Below are 17,859 nucleotides of genomic sequence, written 5' to 3'. Positions count from 1 at the left end.
AGCATGGCCCGACCCTGCACGTTCGGCATCGAGGAAGAATACCTGCTGGTGAACCTGGACACAGGGCAGGTGCCAGCCACACCTTCGCCAGCCGTGGTCGGGCGTTGTCGCAAGGCGCTGGGCCAGCATTTTGCCCAGGAAATGTTCCGCAGCCAGATCGAGGTGGCCTCGCCGGTGTTCGCCAACCTGTTCGAGGCACGCGAGTTCTTCCAGCAAAGCCGCCAGCGGCTGAATACAGCGCTGGCCGAAGAGGGCATGGGCCTGTACGGTGCGGCGAGCCACCCCAATGCCGCCTGGCTGCGGCAGAAGCCCGCTACCCCGGCGCACTACCAGCAACTGTTTGCCGACTACCGGCATGTGGCGCGGCGCAGCCTGCTCAACGGCCTGCATGTACACGTGGGCGTACCGCCAGGTTGCGACCGCATGCAATTGATCAACCGCGTACTGGGCTGGTTGCCCTTGTTGCTGGTGCTGAGTGCGTCATCCCCGCTGTGGGCAGGCCAGTGCACCGGCTACATGAGCTATCGGCGGGTCATTTGCGGGGAGTGGCCGCACATGGGCTTGCCCGAGCCTTTGCCGGACTGGGCCGCCTACGAGCGCTACCGCGCATTGCTGCAACGCACAGGATCGCTGGCCGCGGATGGCGACTTCTGGTGGGCGATCCGGCCTTCGCGGCGCTTCCCGACAGTCGAGCTGCGCATCTGCGATGGCTGCCCGCGGCTTGAGGACGCGCTGTGCATCGCTGCGCTGTTTCGTCACCTGGTGGAGCACAGCATCGTGTACCGGCATGACCCGGCGGCCTGCAACCGCGAACAGCGCTGGATCACCCAGGAAAACTACTGGCGCGCCATGCGTCATGGGCGCCAGGGCAAGTTCATTGGCCTGCATGAGCAACAGCCGGTCACGGCCGAAGGTTGGTTGGCCCAATTGCAGGAGCAGTTGCCGATCGACACCGCAGACGCCGAGCGTGCCTTTCACCATGCACAACGCCTGCTGCGCGACGGCACCCATGCCGATCAGCAACTGCAATGCCTGGCTCAGGCCAGCGCTGCCGGCCTGGGCAGGGCGCAGGCGTTACGGGCCGTGGTAGCCGCCGGGGCTTGCAATTAACCGGGGTTTGCCGAAAATGGCCGCGCCTTTCGCAGCCACTCGGAACCACCTGCGCCATGATGCTGATCAAGCAATTCCCCGACATTACCCTGGACGACACGTTGTTTGTCTTCGCCCTCGAAGCCGAGGCCGGCGATGTATTCGCTGACGTCAACACCGTGTTCACCGGCATCGGCAAGGTCAATGCTGCCATCGCTCTGACCAAGGCCATTGCCGCGCGCCGGCCCAGGCTGATCGTCAACCTCGGCTCGGCCGGCAGCCAGCGCCATGGCAAGGGCGAGGTGGTGTGCTGTACCCGCTTCGTGCAGCGCGACATGGATGTGACCCCGCTGGGCTTCGCCCGCTACCAGACACCTCTGTCGGACATCCCGGTGGTGCTGGAGCATGGGGCGCAAATCCCCGGCCTGGCCCTGGAGACTTGCGGCAGTGGTGACAGCTTCGAGATCAACCATGGCGATGCACCTTATGACGTGGTCGACATGGAAGCCTACGTGCTGGCGCTGATCGCACGCGGCGAAGGCATCCCGTTCGTGTGCCTGAAATACATTTCCGATGATGCTGGCAGTGACGCGGCGCAGGACTGGGCGGTGCAGGTTCACCTGGCGGCCGAGGCTTTCAGGCAGGTGCTGTTCAGCCAGGCGTGATTGGGGCTGCTTTGCAGCCCCAACAGTCCTGAAACGTACCTTGGCCTGATATTCGGTCCTTTGAACTCAGGCAGACAGTACTAGTCTTAATATGTGGGAATATTTCCCGCGCAAAGATGCTGACTGGCTCTGAAGGATCGTGCGAAACCGAAGCTGCTCGCTGACACTGCAGATCTATGGCCGCGCCGGTTGGCTGTCCGCTTCATGGGCGGTTGCGAACTCATTGGTCATTGCGTTCGATACGGAGATGACGACGCAACTCCAAGCGGAGGTGCATCATGTTGCTCAAGAAATGTTTGTTGGCATTGGCAATAGGTGGCGTCCTGTCGGCCTCGACCGTCCTGGTGCCCGACTACATCGGTAGTTTCTCCAGCGTGTATGCCAAAGACGGTGGCAGCGGCGGCGGTGGTGGTCACGGCGGCAGCGGCGGTGGCGGCGGTCACGGTGGTGGCAGCGGTGGTTCTGGAGGCGGCGGTGGTCACGGTGGTGGCAGCGGCTCTGGAGGCGGTGGCGGTCACGGTGGTGGCAGCGGTGGCTCTGGAGGCGGTGGCGGTCACGGTGGTGGCAGCGGTGGCGGAGGCAGTGGTCACGGCGGTGACGGCGGTGGCGGTCATGGCGGTCATGGTGGCCCGGGGGCCGGCGATGGTGACCATGGTGGCATGGCCGGCAGAGGCCCAGGCGATGCGCACGACAACGACAACGACAACGACAACGATGCGGCAGATGCCGCCCGGGACGCAGCGCGAGACGATGCTGATGCAGCCAGAGACGCTGCAAGGGCTGAAGCAGATGCCGCCCGGGATGCGGCAAAAGCTACTGCAGATGCCGCCAGAGACGCTGCCAGAGCCGAGGCGGATGCAGCCCGTGACGCCGCAAAAGCTGCTGGCGTAGCCGGCGCAGATGAAGCCAGAGACGCTGCCAGGGCCGCGGCAGATGCTGCCCGCGACGCAGCCAGAGACGAAGCTGATGCCGCCAGAGATGCTGCCAGGGCTACGGCAGATGCCGCCAGGGACGAAGCCAAAGTCGCTGCCAATGCAGCCAGAGACGCTGCAAGGGCGGATGTGGACGACGCGCCAGATGCTCCAGACGCGCCAGATGCACCGGATGTCGACGCAGCTGAGGTACGGAACTAGTCACTTTGAGTGACGTATCGACCGCTGGTCAGTGTTTGGGCCAGTCGGAAAAAACCATCGATGGCGGTTTACCTCGAAATCGGTAGAACGGCCTTCGCGGGCTTGCCGCTCCCACAGGACTACCACCAGTTTCAATACCTGTGGGAGCGGGCAAGACCGCGAATGGGCCAACACCGGTTTCACCAGAGGAGTGGCCCCCATGCCCAGCAAACCCCACGACCAGTTCAGCATGCAGAACCCGCTGACCCAGTACCCGCACCCTCCGTTCCCGGCCCAAGGCCAGCCAGCACCAGGGCTGGACGCCAACATGCAGCCCGAACCAGACCACGGCGAAACCACCTACAAGGGCTTTGGCCGCCTGGCGGGGCGCAAGGCGCTGATCACCGGCGCAGACTCGGGCATCGGCCGGGCAGTGGCCATTGCCTTCGCCCGCGAGGGTGCCGACATTGCCCTCAATTACCTGCCCATCGAACAACCCGATGCCCGCGAAGTCATCAAGCTGATCGAAGCCGAAGGCCGCAAGGTGGTGGCCCTTGCCGGTGACCTGAAGGACGAGCAGTTTTGCAAGGAACTGGTCGACCAGGCCCACGAGCAGCTCGGCGGCCTGGACATCCTGGTCAACGTCGCCGGCAAGCAGGAGGCGCGCAAGGACATCAGCCAGGTCAGCCACGAGCAGTTCGACCACACCCTGAAAACCAACGTCTACGCGCTGTTCTGGCTGTGCCAGGCGGCCGTTCCGCTGATGCCGGCGGGGGCGACCATCATCAACACCGCCTCGATCCAGTCCTACCAGCCTTCGGCCACCTTGCTCGACTATGCCACCACCAAGGCCGCGATCGTTGCCTTCACCAAGGCCTTGGCCAAGCAGGTGATCGAGCGCGGTATCCGGGTCAACGCCGTTGCCCCTGGCCCCATCTGGACCGTGCTGCAGCCCAGCGGCGGCCAGCCACCGGAGAAAATCCCCGACTTCGGCGCGCATACACCGATGAAGCGACCGGGGCAGCCCGCCGAATGTGCGCCGGTGTATGTGTTGCTGGCCAGCCAGGAGTCCAGCTACATCACCGGCGAGGTGTTCGGCGTGACCGGCGGCAACCCGCTGCCGTAGGGCGGGGCGGCTAAACCTTCGCCGCCCGTTGCAGTCGATTCAGGTATTGGCAGGCAACCTGGGAGCACCTCCATGGCTAGGGCAATCTGGAAAGGCGCCATCAGTTTTGGCCTCGTGCACATCCCCGTGGCCCTCAACACCGCGGTGCGCACCGAGCGGGTCGATTTCGACTGGCTCGACAAGCGCAGCATGGAACCGGTCGGCTACAAGCGGGTGAACAAGGTTACCGGCAAGGAAATCGACAAGGACAACATCGTCAAGGGCGTCGAGTTCGAAAAGGGCCGCTACGTGGTGATCAGCGAGGAGGAAATCCGCAAGGCCCGGCCCGAGGCGACCCAGACGATCGATATCTTTTCCTTCGTGGAGGCTGGCGAGATCCCGCTGCAGCACTTCGACACGCCGTACTACCTTACCCCCGACCGCCGTGGCGGCAAGGTGTACGCCTTGCTGCGCGAAACCCTGGCAAAAACCGGCAAGGTGGCGCTGGCCACGGTGGTGCTGCACACCCGCCAGCACCTGGCGCTGTTGCGGCCGCTGGATGATGCGCTGGTGATGATCACTCTGCGCTGGCCCGAAGAAGTGCGCGGGCTGGAAACGCTGGAACTGGACAGCAGCGTCACCGAGGCCAAGGTGGACAAGCGCGAACTGGACATGGCCAAGCGGTTGGTGGAAGACATGAGCGGGCCCTGGAAGCCCGCGGATTACCACGATGCCTTCCGCCAGACCATCATGGACCTGGTGGAAGAGAAGGCCAGCAAGGGCAAGATCGAGACTGTGGAGAAGGGCGAGGCGACGGAAGCGGGGAAAAGCGCCGACATCCTCGACCTCACCGAACTGCTCAAGCGCAGCCTCGGTGGCAAGAAGCCGGCGAAGAAGACACGCAAGGCGTCGTGAAAGGAATCGTCACCGCAAGCCAGCTCGCATGGAACTGTACATAACGCGGGCCCCTGTGGGAGCGGCTTTAGCCGCGAACACCGGCGCAGCCGGTGCCATGCACCGCGTTGAATTCTTCGCGGCTAAAGCCGCTCCCACAGGGGGCGCGCAAACTTTTAGAATTTGAGCAAGACAGTTGCCACAGGGTACGCGCCGCTTGCGAACCAGCATCAAACCTGCGTCTGCAACCCCGCCAGATAATCGCCAAACCCTTCGCGCGCGCGGCTGTCGCGCCGGCTGCTGGTGGCCACGCTGTGCCTGGCGGTCCATACGATCTGCGCCCCACTGGCCTGCAGGTCGTTGACCAGTTGCACATCCTCATGTGCCGCCAGGGGCTGGAAGCCGCCCACTCGATCATAGGCGTCGGCACACACACCCAGATTGGCCCCATGCACATGCCGATGCCCCTCACGTGCCTGGTAACGGCTGTGGTACAGCTTGCGCAAGGCCGCTGTCTGCCAGGGTTGCCAGTACTCGACGTGCACCGTTCCGCACACCACCTCGGCCCCGCAGGCCAGTTGCGACAGCAGCCAGTGCGCTGGCACCCGGCTGTCGGCATCGGTGCAGGCCAGCCACTGCGCGCCGCGCTCGACCATGTATGCCGCGCCCACCCGGCGGGCCATACCGACGTTGCCGGCATCCACCGTCAGCACCTGTACACCGAAACGCCTTGCCACGGCGGCGCTGCCATCGCTGCAGCGGTCCAGCACCACCAGCACCTCCACCTGGTGCCCCGCCTGCTGCGCCTGCAGGGCGGCAGCCAGTACTGCCCGCAGGCAGCGCCCAAGGCGCCGGGCCTCGTTGTGGGCCGGGATCACCACGGCAATCATGGGCAGGTCTCGTCGAGGTCGACCACGCTGGGCTGAGAGGCCCAGTACTCCAGCACGAAGTCCGCCTCGTCATGCTGGAACTGCAGATACAGCGGAAGGTGCCGGGCCAGCATGCGGTGCACTTCACGCCCGTCCTGCGGGCAACCGGCGATGGGATGCTTCCAGTGGCAGGCCAGCAGCCCACCGTCGTAGGTCAGGCTGGCCACCGACTGTTCGATCACCTGCAACCAGTCGGTCGGGTCGAGGTAGTAACCCACCTCGCTCAGCACGATCAGGTCGAAATGCCCATGCGGCCAGTCCGAGGGCAGCCGCGCCAGTTCCACCGAGACATTGCTCAGTCCAGCCAAGCGTTCACCGGCCAGCGCTACCGCAGTAGGGTCCAGGTCCTGGCACAACAGGTTGGCACAACGCTCGGCCAGCAAGGCGCTCAGCTCGCCATTGGCGCAAGCCGGCTCGAACACGCGCTGGTAGCACTGGCGCGGCAGGCTGGCCATGACCAGCTCGCGCTTGCGCTTTTCGTACCAGCGGGTGCGAAAGGCCCAAGGGTCTTCACTGGTGGCGTACAGGTCGGCGAAATACTGTGGGTCGAGGCTCATGACAACTCCATTTACAGGAACACCAGTTCGAAAGGTTGCAGCAGACAATCCAGCAAGTTCGGCGGCAGTACGGGCGGGCGCTGGCCATCCGGCTCCAGCTGGCTGACATGGGCGGCCAGGGCCTTGCGCTTGCGGGCCAGGCTGGCCTCGTCCAGCTGGATGCGGTGGGCCCGCGGCCAAGGCAGGCGCGGGTCATCCGGTTGCGCCCAGTGCCACGCCCACACGGGTACCTCCAGGCATTGCACCTTGCGCACCCGGGCCGCCTGCGCCGCAGCCCGGCCCACTGCCTCGTGGTCACAGTGGCCATCGCCGCTCCAGGTGGTCATCAGCAGGTCGTCAGGCCTGAGCAACTGGCTCAGGTGGTTGAGCAGAAACGCCTCGTCACGTGGCAACGCGCCGTCCTTGAGGTGGAGCCGCCGCCAGTCCAGGCGGCCGAGGTCGAGGTCAAGCAGTTGCAGCGCATGGCGGCTCTCCAGCGGCCTTTGCCGGCGCAGGCGGTGTTCACTCCAGTGGATAGAGCCGGGGTGGCTGGCTTCACCATCGGTGGCGGAGATCAGCACCAGGTCGTCTTCCCGGCCATGAAAGCCCGCCAGCAGCCCGCCGGCCATGAGAATTTCATCATCGGGGTGCGGAGCCAGCAGTACCAGGCGGCGGCCTGGCGGGCACAGCTGCTGCGGGGTGATCCAGGTGGCCCTGGCCAGGTGCGCGGCCTGCTGCCAGGCCGCCCACGGCGTACCGCTGTTCGCCTGGATCAGGTTCTGACTCATAGCTGCCAGACTCCCGCCGGCCGTTGCGCCAACTGCTCGCCGAGCGCCGCCAGGTCGCGCTCGGCATGGCTCTGGCGCAGGAACACCGGCAAGTCGGCGCTCAGCCGGGCAAAGTGGTTGTCGCGACAGAAAGGCGTGGCGCCCAGCGCCCGGCCAACGTGGTGGATCACTTGCTCCACGGCCTGTTCCACCTGGGCGCGGGTGCGGCGTACTTCGAAGCTGGCGTCCGCGCCTGGCTGGCGGTCGATCCACGCCGCGCATTCGCGCAGTGCCGCCCTGGCGCCGTACAGGGCGGCGTCGACCGCGCCCAGGTGAGCATCGGCATGTGGGTCGGGGCGGGGGTTGTGGCAGTGTTCGCGCAGGTAGTCTGCCAGGGCTTCGGCGGCGCCGTACCAGCAGGCCGCAATGCCAGCGCCGCCATGCCAGAACCCGGGGCGTGACAGGTATTGCCCGGGGCGGCCGATGGCGATGCCAGGGGTATGGTTGAATTCGACTTCGACACTGGCGGTGGTGGCCATGCCGATGGCCTGCCAGCGGTCTATGGCAAGGCCCTGGCTGGGGTGGGACAGTTCGATGGCCACCAGCTGGGGCTGGTCGTGCTGGTCCCAGGCCGTGACCAGGGCCCGGTCGATCTGCAGTGCGCCTGAACACCAGGCCTTGCGACCCTCCAGGCGGACCTGGTCGCCATCACGGGCGACGATGCAGGCGCGGGCACCCGGCGGTTCGGCGGCCCACACGCCCCATATGCCCTCGGCAGCGTGGTGCGCCGCAGCGCATTCGGCAAGGATCGCCAACGCGTCGGTGTGGCCCTCGTACAGCTTGGCCAAGGCCAGGTCACAGCCCGCCACCCGGGCCAGGGTTTGCCAGCGCCGTAGCGTATTGCCCTGGCCGGGCAGGGGCAGCAGGTCGAGGTGGTCGGCTTGCAGTGCCTGGATCAGCTGCGGCAACTGGGTATCCAGGTTGAGCGGTTGCTGCCGCTCGCTGAAGGCTCGCAGCAGGCGATCGAGGTTGGTAAGGTCAAAATCCTGGACGATGCTCATGGGCTCGGCTCCTTGGTGAGGCACTGCGGGCGTAGCGCTGCAGGCAAGGCGTCATCAGGCAAGCCCCAGCTGCTTGCGCATGCCCACGGTGATCGATTGCCTTGTCTTGCCATACTCCGCCCAGGGGTCGTCCACCTCGCCCAGGCGTTCAAGCACGTTGCCGATGTTCCACTGGTTGGCGCCCTTGAGTTGCGGCAGTTCCTCGCGCCAGATCGGCACGGATACCGGCAGGCCTTCGCGGGCGCGCAGGGTATAGGCGCAGGCGGTGGTCGCGCCCTTGCCGTTGCGCAGGTAGTCGATGAAGATGCGCCCGATGCGATTCTTGGGCCCGGATACGGCACTGAGCCTGTCGGGGAACAGCCTGGCCAGGTAATCGACGATGCCGTGGCTGAACGCCTTGACTTCATCCCAGCTGGCCCGCCGGGTCAGGGGCACGACCAGGTGCATGCCTTTGCCGCCACTGGTCTTTAGAAACACCTTCAAGCCCAGTTCATCCAGCAGCGTCAGGGCCAGTTGGGTCGCTTCGAGCATGGCCTTCCACGGCAGCGCCGGGTCCGGGTCGAGGTCGAGGACGAAGCGGTCGGGCTTGTCGAAGTCCTTGTCGGTGGCGTTCCAGGTGTGCAGCTCGAGCATGTTCATCTGCACGGCACCCAGCAAGGTGTCGGCGCGGTTGACGACCATTGCCGCCTGGCCGGCCTCGGCCTTGTCGTAGCTGAGCACGTTGGGCAGATGCAGTTGGCCGGCGTTCTTCTGGAAGAACAGCTCCCCGGCCAGGCCATCCGGCGCGCGCACCAGCGCCACCGGGCGGTGCTCGAGCTGGGGCAGTATCCATTGGCTGACAGCGGCGTAGTACTCGGCGACCTCACGCTTGGTAACGCCGCTGGTGGCGTCGACCACCCGCTCGGGGTGGGTCAGGCGCAGCTCGCCCAAGGTCTCGGGGGCGTTGGCCTGCTTGCGCTTGGGCAGGGTCTTGGCGGGCATGCTGCGCTCCAGGTCGATGGCGGTAGCCGGTTTGTCATCACGCAGGCCGTGAAACACCGAGTGGCGCACGATGCCGTCACGGGTCATCTGGGCGTAGGCGACTTCGGCCAGCAGTTGCGGTTTCAACCAGTGCACGCCCCGGGCTTCGGCCCCGGTGGGCGGGTTGGGCAGGGCCGGCCTGGCGATTTCCAACGGTTTCAGCCGGGCATGGATGCTGGCCAGCGTGGTTGCACTGAAGCCGGTGCCGACCTTGCCGGCATAGCGCAACTCGCCGCTGTCGTTGTCGTGCAAGGCCAGCAGCAGGGCGCCGAAACCGCTGCGGCTGCCTTTGGGGTCGGTGTAGCCGACGATCACGAACTCCTGGCGCTGCTTGCACTTGAGCTTGATCCAGTCGGGGCTGCGGCGGCCGCTGTAGGGGCTGTCGACGCGCTTGCCGATCAGGCCTTCGAGTTGCAGCCGGCAGGCGCTGTCGAGCAGGGATTCGACGGGCTGGTCAAAGTCGGAGGAGTACTTGAGTACGTCCGATTCGTTGTGTTCCAGCAACTGCTGCAAGGTGTTGCGCCGGTCCTGCAGCGGTAACTGACGCAGGTCCTGGCCGCCCAGGAAGGGCAGGTCGAACAGGTAATAGGTGATGTGCTCGTCATGCTCGGTGTCGAAAGCGTTCTGCAGCGCCTGGAAGTCCGCCGCGCCGTCTTCGCCGGCCACCACCACCTCGCCATCGAACCAGGCCGAATCGAGGCCCAGCGCACGCAAGGCGGCAACCTGCCTGGGCATCTTGCCGCTCCAGTCATGGCCATTGCGGGTGAACAGGCGCACGTCATCACCGTCGATGCGGGCAAGGATGCGGTAACCGTCGAACTTGACCTCGTAGCGCCAGTCGCCACTGGGCGGGGAGTCGACCAAGGTCGCCAGTTGTGGCTGCAGCTGTGCCGGCAACGGCACCTTCCGGCCTTTGCTGGCGGTTTTGCGACGTGGCGCGGCGGCCTTTTTTGCTGGCGGCTTGCGCGGCACCAGCGTGCGGTCGCTGAGCACGCTGTCGGGCTGGGCGTCGACGATGCTGTAGTCGGCTTCGCTGCGCGCCTGGCTGTCGTGCGACTTGACCAGCATCCACTGCTCCTTCTTGCCGGCCAGATGGGTGCGGAACAGGTTCCATACACCGCTGAGCTTTTCGCCTTGCAGGCGAAAACGCAGTTTGCCCTTGGCATAGGCCTCATGCGCATCGCCTTCGGGCTCCCAGATGCCCCGGTCCCAGACGATCACGTCGCCCGCGCCGTAATGGCCTTCGGGGATATGGCCTTCGAAGTCGGCGTAGTCCAGCGGGTGGTCCTCCACGTGCACGGCCAGGCGGCGCACCTTGGGGTCCAGCGACGGCCCTTTGGGGATGGCCCAGCTTTTCAGCGTGCCATCGAGCTCCAGGCGGAAGTCGTAGTGCAGGTGGCTGGCATCGTGCTTCTGGATGCAGAACTGCAGCGCGTGGGCCCGCTTGCCACGGCTGCGCTTGCCGCTGGGCTCGGGCGTGGCATTGAAGTCGCGCTTGCGCGCATATTCCTGCAGGGGCTTGGCCATGGCGGGCTCCGGGCGGTTCGCAGTCTCTAATCTCGGAGGCAGCGGCCCGGGCGGTAGTTCAAAAAAACTCTGAATCTTCCAGCAGCAGCTGCAGTCGACCGAATGAAGCCACCTGACGGAGAACGCACATGGCCCGAGCAGATGAACCGAAGCCGTATACCCCCACTGAAATCGACGACACCGAAGACCGCATGGGCAGCGTGCATGAACTGGACTTCGACGAGCGCCTGGATGAACGCGAGGGGCGTGTGGGTGACGAGCGACCGGCCGCGGACGTGGCCCGCGAGTTCCCACCGCGGCGCGTGGCCGAAAGCGGCATGACCGGCGGCGAGGCGTTGAGCGACAGCCTGCACGAGGACAACGTCACTTACGACGACCTGAGCCCGGACACCTTGCTGGATGAAACCGGTGCCCGCGACCCGCATGAACCGGGCGGCAGCGGCGGCCCTGCAGACAAGACCCTGAGGCGGGTAGAGGCCAACGAGATTGGCGGCGGCATAGGCCTGGACGAAGCCGAACTGGCCCGCTCCGCGCCGCTGGATGGAGAGCCCTGGGCCGATGATGTGATCGATGACGAGGAGAGCAAGCCATGAACGAGGTACGTTGTGCCTGTGCGCATTGTTCCTGCACCGTGGATGCCAATGCCTTGCAGCTCGAAGGCAAGGTATATTGCTGCGAGGCCTGTGCCAGCGGGCATCGCAATGGTGAGCCGTGCCGGATGCCTGATTGCCACTGTGGCGAAAAGACCGGGGAAAGCGCGGTGGACAATGCGCTGGACGAGACCTTCCCGGCGAGTGACCCGATTTCGCCCTGAAGCCTGAAGGGCCTCGCGGCCAGGACATCATTATTTGATGCAACTGCCGTGGATGCCTGTTCTGGCCCTATCGCCGGCAAGCCAGCTCCCACACCGACCGCATTGACTTCAAGGGCTGTGCTGTCGCACAGATAACTGAATTCGAAAGCGATCCTCGTACTCTGTGGGAGCGGCTTTAGCCGCGAAGAATCCAACGCGGTGCATGGCACCGGCTGCGCCGGTGTTCGCGGCTAAAGCCGCTCCCACAGGGTCCCTGCTAATTCAATGAGTTATATGCAGTTCTATGAGAGCTGGCTTGCCGGCGATAGGGCCAGAGCAGGCAATACAGTTGGCTCAGTGAGTCTGCCAGATGCCGTTGCTACGCTCGCAATCGGTGCGGGCCTGGCCCAGGCTGGGGGTGTCGTAGTAGTAGGTGATCACCCGCGCATCCTTGGGCAACGCCGGCTTGTCACCGCCAGCTGCCTTGGGGTTGGCCAATGCCTCTTGGGTCAACGGCGCGATGCAACTGCCAACGCTGCCATCCGCACAACGCGCGACCTTGTGCTTTTCGCTGTTGAGCATGTCCTTGCTCTCGTTGCTGCATGACCAGTTGATCGCTTCGGCGGGCAGGTTGCTGTAGCTGTAGCAGCTGTGCCGCTCCACCGGCGTTACCGCCTCGCTGGAGGTACGGGTGAGCACGTTGCAAGCTTCGGCCAGGGCCTGGCCGCTGACCAGGCTCGCCACCATCAGTATCAATATCGGCTTCAAGACAGCGCCACGCATTTGCCACCTCCCGGGCCAGTGGCCCTCGATAGGTCTAGGCAGGCTTGTCGCGCCGGCGCATGGCCTTGGCGCGTTTCTCCAGGATCAGGTAGGTCAGCACCGCCAGCAACAGCGGCATCAGGTAGTACAGCGTGCGGTAACCCAGCAGGGCCGCCACCAGTGTGCCTTGGGCAAGCTGCCCATGCAGCAGGGCCAGGAACACCGTTTCCAGCACACCCAGCCCGGCCGGGATATGCGCGACCACACCAGCCACGCAACTGATCAGCAGGATGCCAAGTATCGACGGGTAGAAGGCTTCGCCAGGCAGCAACCAGAAGATCAGCAGTGCCATCAGCGCCCAGTTGCTGGCACCCAGTACCACCTGGCACAGCGCCAGGCGCAGCGACGGCAGCGTTACCTCATGGTCACGCCAGCGCCAGGTGCGCTTTTTGGCGAAACCACAGGCCAGCAGGTAGCCTGCGGCAATCGCCAGCAATACCAGGCCGATCAGTTGCAGGCCGCTGGCGCCGACCGCCCAGTTGGCGGGCAGCTCGACCAGGCGCAAGGCGAACACTGTGCCAGCCAGCAGCATGTAGCCCATCCAGTTGGTCAGCAGGCCCAGGGTGAGGATGCGCGTGATGGTCGCCGTGTCCAGGCCCAGGCGGCTGTAGAGCCGGTAGCGCAAGGCAACGCCACCCACCCAAGTGGTGAAATTGAGGTTGAAGGCATAGCACACGAAGGCAACCGGCAACACCTGGCGGGCCGGCAGGTGGTGGCCGGTGTAGGCCCGGGCCAGCAGGTCGTAGCTGGCGAACGTCAGGTAGCTGCACCCGGCCAGCACCAGGCCGATGGCCAGGGTGCCAGGCTTGTAGGCCAGCAACGATTGGCGCACTTCGTTCCAGTCCAGGTTGCGCGCCAGCAGGTACAACAGCGCAGGGATCAGGATCAGGAATGCCAGGGTGAACAGCCGCTTGCCCCAGATTTGCCAGTGTTTTCGCGCCATCAGGTCTTGCCCTCGTGATAGTCAACCTGTGCCTCGGCCTCCGGCTGCACCGAGCGCAGGTGCTGACGGTGCGCCGGGAACCAACCGGCAATCCGCGGGAAATGGCGGATCACGTGGAAACACACGAAAATCAGCGGTGCCCGCCACCAGTAGCCGCGAACCATGCGTTCCAGGGTGACCGGCTTGCATTGTTCGCGGGCCAGCGCCTGCAGGTGCTGGTTGAGCTGCTGGTTGAAGGCGCGGTCACGGATGAACAGGTTGGCTTCAAGGTTGAACGACAGGCTGAGCGGGTCCAGGTTGCTGGAGCCGACCGTGGCCCACTCATCATCCACCAGCGCCACCTTGCCGTGCAACGGCCGTTGGCAATACTCGTGAATGGCCACACCGTCGCGCAGCAGGTAGTTGTACAGCAGTCGCGACAGCGCCCGTACCCAGCGCATGTCTGGCTGGCCCTGCAGGATCAGCCGGACCTCCACGCCGCGCCGGGACGCATTGCGCAATTCACGCATCAGCCGGTAGCCCGGGAAGAAATACGCATTGGCCACCACGATGCGCCGCCGGGCACTGCGAAACGCCTGCAGGTAGTGGGCTTCGATATCGGTGCTGCGCACCTTGTTGTCGCGCTCGACCAGCACGGCGGTGCAGGTACCGGCAGGCTCGGTCAATGGCCTTACCGCGCTGGGCGGCTGCAGCACCGGTGACATCAGGCGCTTGCTGGAGGCATGAACCTGTGCCACCACCGGGCCGACGACCTCCACGGCATAGTCCTGCTTGGCCATGGGACCAAAGTCGCCCAAATGGTCGGCGCTGTAGTTGATGCCGCCAATGAAGGCCCGCTCGCCATCGACCACCACGATCTTGCGGTGCAGGCGCCGGAACAGGTTGGTGCGCATGCCCACCAGCCGCGGCTGCGGGTCGAAGGCGTGGAAACTGACTCCGGCATCGGTCATGGCCGCAATGAAGGAGTCGGGCAGGTCGGCCGTGCCATAGCCATCCACGGCCACTTCGACACGCACGCCGCGGCGAGCGGCATCGATCAGCACCTGCTGCAATTGCTGGCCAACCTTGTCATCGAAGATGATGAAGGTCTCCAGCAGGATTTCCTCCCGTGCCTGGCTCATGGCCTCGAACACGCGGGGGTAGTATTGCTCGCCATTGATCAGCAACTGCACGCTGTTGCCGTCTACCCAGGGTCGGTTCACAGTTTGATCTCCGAAGCCAGAGGGGCGTGGTCGGAAAGGTGCGACCACGGGTACTTGGACAGCACCTGGGCCGTGCCGGGCATGGCGTTGCGCAGGTAGATGCGGTCCAGGCGCAACAGCGGCAGGCGCGCCGGGAAACTGCGTGCCGGGGTGCCGAAATGCTCGCCGAACGCTTCCACCAGGTGTTCGCACAGCACCGCGTCGGCCTTCAGCCGCCAATCGTTGAAATCGCCGGCAACGATCACCGGGGCCTTGGGCGGCAGGCTGCCTAGCAGGTCCAGCAGCAGCTTCACCTGGCGTTGCCGGTGGGCCTCGCGCAAGCCCAGGTGCACGCACACCGCATGCACCTGGTCATGGCCAGGCACTTCCAGCTGGCAATGCAACAGGCCGCGCTGCTCGTTGCCCTGCACCGAGACATCCAGGTTGTCGAAGCGGCTGATGGGGAATTTCGACAGCAGCGCGTTGCCGTGGTCGCCATGGGGGTATACGGCATTGCGGCCGTAGGCGAACTGCGGCCACATGCTGTCGGCCAGGAACTCGTACTGTGGCGTATCCGGCCAGGCCGGGTGGCGCAGGGCATGCTGCTGGTGGCTGCCGTGCACTTCCTGCAGGAACACCAGGTCGGCGCCGGTGGCGCGCACGGCTTCGCGCAACTCGGGCAGGATGAAGCGCCGGTTGAAGAAGGTGAAGCCCTTGTGCACGTTCAACGTCAGTACATTCAGCTGACGCACGGCAGTGATCTTGTCGATGATGCAGTGCGGGGCAGGCAGGGTCCTGTTCACAGGGTCACCTCCGGCACCACGCCAGGCTCGGTCATCAGCTCATGGTCCAACGACAGCTTCTGCAACAGGCGGCGGGCGTCATAAGGCGCATGGACTTTCTGGTCGTTGTCGAAATAGCAGTAGACGTCACGGGCGGCGCGCCGCGGTGGCGGCCCTGGCACCACCAGCTGGGCATCGTCGGCCTGGCGGCCCTGGCTCCAGTGCTGGATGCGCTGCTTCCAGCGCCGCAGCGCCTGGGCGGTATAGCCACTGCTGTACAGCTCGACATCGCCATGCAGGCGCATGTACACGAAGTCAGCGGTAAGGTCCTCGACATAGGGCCATTTACCGGCACTGTCGGCCACTACCAGCGCTACCCGGTGCTTGCGCAGCAGCTTGATGAAGGCTTCGCACAAAAAGCTTTCGTTGCGGATTTCCACCGCGTGACGCAGCCGTGCGTTGCCCTTGATATCGGTGCTGCCGTTGTCCTTCAGGCGTTGCGCACACCCCTGCGCGCATTCACGGGCATCCTTGCGGCTGTGCGGCAGCAGTTCGAGAAAGCGGGCGAAGCGGGCCTCGTCGAACTTCATGTTCGGCGGAAACTGCCACAGGAACGGGCCCAGCTTCTTGCCGAGCAGCAGCGGCCCGGAGGCGAAGAAATTGGCCACGGCCTCTTCGATATCCTTCAGCCGCCGTACATGGGTGATGTAGCGCGGGGCTTTTACCGCGAACACGAACCCAGGCGGCGTTTCGTCATGCCAGCCCTGGTAGCGTTCGGGTGTTTGCAGGCTGTAGAACGAGCCGTTGATTTCAATGCTGTTGACCGCTCGCGAAGCGAACGCCAGTTCGTCGTCCTGGGGTAGGCCCTTCGGGTAGAAATCCTTGCGCCACGGGCCGTAGCGCCAACCGGAGATGCCGATGCGGATATCGCTCACGCTGCCTTCCTCATTGCCGGGTCCTTGTTCGGTCACTCTGAAAGTGCGACCGATCAACAACGGCCAGGGTTCAGCACGGTTGACCAACGGAAAAGGCTGATGCTGCGTGGAACTTTGCGGCCCGCGGCGTTTCCACCGCATACCTGCTACGAGGAAGGGCGCCAGGATGAAATTCGACCGTTTCGCCCAATGGCTGGCCAATTGGGCCGGCCGCCCGCTGACCTTCGGCATCGCCTGCCTGCTGATCCTGATCTGGGCAGTGACCGGGCCGCTGTTCGGCTTCAACGACACCTGGCAACTGGTGATCAACACTTCGACCACCATCATCACCTTCCTCATGGTGTTCCTGATCCAGAACACCCAGAACCGCGACAACGACGAACTGCACATCAAGATCGATGAGCTGTTGCGCACCACCCAACAGGCGCACAAGGCGCTGCTGGACCTGGAAGACATGGACCCGGCCGAGCTGCATGCCCTGCGCAAGCAGTACCGGCAGATGGCCGGGCAGGGTGACGATGCGCAGAAACCCAAGGAATGACCTGCCAACCCTGGAGGCAAGCATGGCCAGACATATCGTCCACTTCACCGGGCCTATCAATTCATCCACCTGCGGCAACCTGATCAACACCTGTTCGCGGGCGTTGCAGCAGGGGGCCGAAGTCCTGCAACTGAACATCGCCACCATGGGCGGCGAGTGCAGCTACGGGTTTACCTTGTACAACTTCCTGCGGGCGTTACCGGTCGAGGTGCATACCCACAACCTCGGCACGGTGGAATCCATGGGCAACATCCTGTTCCTGGCCGGGGATCGGCGCACTGCATGCAGTTACAGCAAGTTCCTGTTTCATCCGTTCCACTGGACCTTGCATGGCTCGGTCGACCACTCCCGCATGGCCGAGTATGCGATGAGCCTGGACTATGACCTGCGGCTGTATGCACAGATCGTCGCCGAGCGGACCGAAGGCGCGGACGAGGTGCTGGATGTGCCGCGGTATCTGATGGCCTACCCGCGGATACTCGGGCCACGGGAGGCATTGGCGAACGGGATGATCCATGCCATTGACGAGATGCCGATCGAGGTGGAGGCGTGTCAGTGGAGCGTGCATGCCTAGCGGATTCCTGTGCCGGCCTCTTCGCGGGTGAACCCGCTCCCACAGGTTCGGTGGAATGCCTGTGGGAGCGGGTTCACCCGCGAAAGGGCCGGCACAGGTGAAGAAGGTCTACCTCACTGACGCTGCCGTAGCCCGGTCACAGGCCAGCAACGAGCGGATCAGCAGCTTGATCTCGTCCTTGAGCATGGGCACCTGGTCCGGGTGAGCGAACCGGCAATCGACAATTTCATGCTGCGCCTTGGGATGCGGGGCGTCGGCGAACTCCGCCTCGAACACATAATGCATGCGCTCTGCCGCTTCATGACGCATCAACAGGGTCAGCGACTCTGCCTGCAACCCGGTTTCCTCAAGCAATTCACGCTCCGCTGCCTGTACCGGCGTCTCGCCGGGCTCTATCTTGCCGCCGGGCAGGGTCCAGGCGGCGTTGGGCTTTCTCACCCACAACCATTTATGGGTTTGTTTGCCATGCCGGCAGATGATGGTGGCGCGATGCTTGACTGGCTTCATTCAGGCTCCTGGGCGAATCCCTAATTCCATGTAGATTCGGCCCCCGGCAGCAATGAACGTTGCGTTTAAAGCGACC

At 64.6% G+C, this 17,859-nt stretch carries 20 protein-coding genes; 9 read left to right on the top strand and 11 right to left on the bottom strand.

Annotated elements, in window-relative coordinates:
* Positions 1-3: 3 nt before the first annotated feature.
* The 5 genes from RYH74_RS15455 to RYH74_RS15435 all read left to right on the top strand — a co-directional run bounded on the left by RYH74_RS15455 (position 4) and on the right by RYH74_RS15435 (position 4,886).
* On the top strand, positions 4-1,110 hold the full coding sequence (locus tag RYH74_RS15455; RefSeq protein WP_075045210.1) for a carboxylate-amine ligase: 1,107 nt from the start codon (positions 4-6) through the stop codon (positions 1,108-1,110).
* A 56-nt stretch (positions 1,111-1,166) separates the two neighbouring features.
* Positions 1,167-1,754 carry a nucleosidase gene (locus tag RYH74_RS15450; protein WP_084785181.1) on the top strand — a complete coding sequence of 196 codons (588 nt, stop codon included), beginning with the start codon at positions 1,167-1,169 and terminating at the stop codon, positions 1,752-1,754.
* A gap of 378 nt (positions 1,755-2,132) precedes the next feature.
* A complete protein-coding gene (locus RYH74_RS15445) occupies positions 2,133-2,645 on the top strand; it encodes a hypothetical protein (RefSeq protein WP_157896960.1) in 513 nt (170 codons plus the stop codon).
* Between the two features lie 441 nt (positions 2,646-3,086).
* Positions 3,087-3,992, top strand: a complete 906-nt coding sequence (locus RYH74_RS15440) for an SDR family oxidoreductase (protein ID WP_075045213.1) — start codon at positions 3,087-3,089, stop codon at positions 3,990-3,992.
* Positions 3,993-4,064: 72 nt separating this feature from the next.
* Positions 4,065-4,886 carry a Ku protein gene (locus RYH74_RS15435; protein ID WP_046614175.1) on the top strand — a complete coding sequence of 274 codons (822 nt, stop codon included), beginning with the start codon at positions 4,065-4,067 and terminating at the stop codon, positions 4,884-4,886.
* Positions 4,887-5,095: 209 nt separating this feature from the next.
* On the opposite strand, the gene RYH74_RS15430 is transcribed toward RYH74_RS15435, so the two are convergent.
* The 5 genes from RYH74_RS15430 to ligD are packed head-to-tail and all read right to left on the bottom strand — an operon-like array spanning position 5,096 to position 10,705.
* A complete protein-coding gene (locus tag RYH74_RS15430; RefSeq protein WP_085692588.1) occupies positions 5,096-5,755 on the bottom strand; it encodes a glycosyltransferase in 660 nt (219 codons plus the stop codon).
* Positions 5,752-6,351, bottom strand: a complete 600-nt coding sequence (locus RYH74_RS15425; RefSeq protein ID WP_025339086.1) for a class I SAM-dependent methyltransferase — start codon at positions 6,349-6,351, stop codon at positions 5,752-5,754. Before RYH74_RS15425 ends, RYH74_RS15430 begins: the two co-directional genes overlap by 4 nt.
* Positions 6,352-6,362: 11 nt before the next feature.
* Positions 6,363-7,118, bottom strand: a complete 756-nt coding sequence (locus RYH74_RS15420; RefSeq protein WP_317409686.1) for a PIG-L family deacetylase — start codon at positions 7,116-7,118, stop codon at positions 6,363-6,365.
* Positions 7,115-8,158 (bottom strand): acyl-CoA dehydrogenase family protein, encoded by a 1,044-nt coding sequence (locus RYH74_RS15415; RefSeq protein ID WP_317409685.1) that lies wholly within the window; start codon positions 8,156-8,158, stop codon positions 7,115-7,117. The genes RYH74_RS15420 and RYH74_RS15415 overlap by 4 nt, the downstream gene beginning before the upstream one ends.
* A 54-nt stretch (positions 8,159-8,212) precedes the next feature.
* Positions 8,213-10,705, bottom strand: coding sequence for a DNA ligase D (gene ligD / locus RYH74_RS15410; RefSeq protein WP_317409684.1), 2,493 nt, complete (start codon positions 10,703-10,705; stop codon positions 8,213-8,215).
* Between the two features lie 128 nt (positions 10,706-10,833).
* Between ligD and RYH74_RS15405 the strand changes: the two genes are divergently transcribed.
* Complete coding sequence (locus tag RYH74_RS15405; RefSeq protein WP_085589667.1) at positions 10,834-11,298, top strand: phosphotransferase system, HPr-related protein; 465 nt, start codon at positions 10,834-10,836, stop codon at positions 11,296-11,298.
* Positions 11,295-11,519, top strand: a complete 225-nt coding sequence (locus RYH74_RS15400; RefSeq protein WP_025339091.1) for a metallothionein — start codon at positions 11,295-11,297, stop codon at positions 11,517-11,519. Before RYH74_RS15405 ends, RYH74_RS15400 begins: the two co-directional genes overlap by 4 nt.
* Positions 11,520-11,852: 333 nt before the next feature.
* Here the strand turns inward: RYH74_RS15400 and RYH74_RS15395 are convergent, their stop codons facing one another.
* The 5 genes from RYH74_RS15395 to RYH74_RS15375 are packed head-to-tail and all read right to left on the bottom strand — an operon-like array spanning position 11,853 to position 16,161.
* A complete protein-coding gene (locus tag RYH74_RS15395) occupies positions 11,853-12,281 on the bottom strand; it encodes a hypothetical protein (RefSeq protein WP_317409683.1) in 429 nt (142 codons plus the stop codon).
* A gap of 34 nt (positions 12,282-12,315) precedes the next feature.
* On the bottom strand, positions 12,316-13,263 hold the full coding sequence (locus RYH74_RS15390) for a lysylphosphatidylglycerol synthase domain-containing protein (protein WP_317409682.1): 948 nt from the start codon (positions 13,261-13,263) through the stop codon (positions 12,316-12,318).
* On the bottom strand, positions 13,263-14,465 hold the full coding sequence (gene clsB / locus RYH74_RS15385) for a cardiolipin synthase ClsB (protein WP_075045223.1): 1,203 nt from the start codon (positions 14,463-14,465) through the stop codon (positions 13,263-13,265). Before clsB ends, RYH74_RS15390 begins: the two co-directional genes overlap by 1 nt.
* The gene (locus tag RYH74_RS15380; RefSeq protein ID WP_075045224.1) at positions 14,462-15,247 is read right to left on the bottom strand and encodes an endonuclease/exonuclease/phosphatase family protein; all 786 of its coding nucleotides are present in this window, start codon (positions 15,245-15,247) and stop codon (positions 14,462-14,464) included. The genes clsB and RYH74_RS15380 overlap by 4 nt, the downstream gene beginning before the upstream one ends.
* Entirely contained in the window at positions 15,244-16,161 is a 918-nt protein-coding gene (locus RYH74_RS15375) for a DUF72 domain-containing protein (RefSeq protein ID WP_084785183.1), read from the bottom strand. Before RYH74_RS15375 ends, RYH74_RS15380 begins: the two co-directional genes overlap by 4 nt.
* 166 nt (positions 16,162-16,327) lie before the next feature.
* Between RYH74_RS15375 and RYH74_RS15370 the strand changes: the two genes are divergently transcribed.
* On the top strand, positions 16,328-16,702 hold the full coding sequence (locus RYH74_RS15370) for a low affinity iron permease family protein (protein ID WP_025339097.1): 375 nt from the start codon (positions 16,328-16,330) through the stop codon (positions 16,700-16,702).
* Between the two features lie 22 nt (positions 16,703-16,724).
* A complete protein-coding gene (locus RYH74_RS15365; protein ID WP_084785184.1) occupies positions 16,725-17,276 on the top strand; it encodes an ATP-dependent Clp protease proteolytic subunit in 552 nt (183 codons plus the stop codon).
* Between the two features lie 108 nt (positions 17,277-17,384).
* On the opposite strand, the gene RYH74_RS15360 is transcribed toward RYH74_RS15365, so the two are convergent.
* Positions 17,385-17,783, bottom strand: a complete 399-nt coding sequence (locus RYH74_RS15360) for an NUDIX hydrolase (RefSeq protein WP_075045227.1) — start codon at positions 17,781-17,783, stop codon at positions 17,385-17,387.
* Positions 17,784-17,859 lie beyond the last annotated feature (76 nt).

Origin of the sequence: Pseudomonas sp. LSJ-87, assembly GCF_032971465.1 — a bacterium.
In the GTDB taxonomy this organism is placed as follows: domain Bacteria; phylum Pseudomonadota; class Gammaproteobacteria; order Pseudomonadales; family Pseudomonadaceae; genus Aquipseudomonas; species Aquipseudomonas putida_Z.
This window is presented reverse-complemented; position numbering and strand designations above follow the sequence as displayed.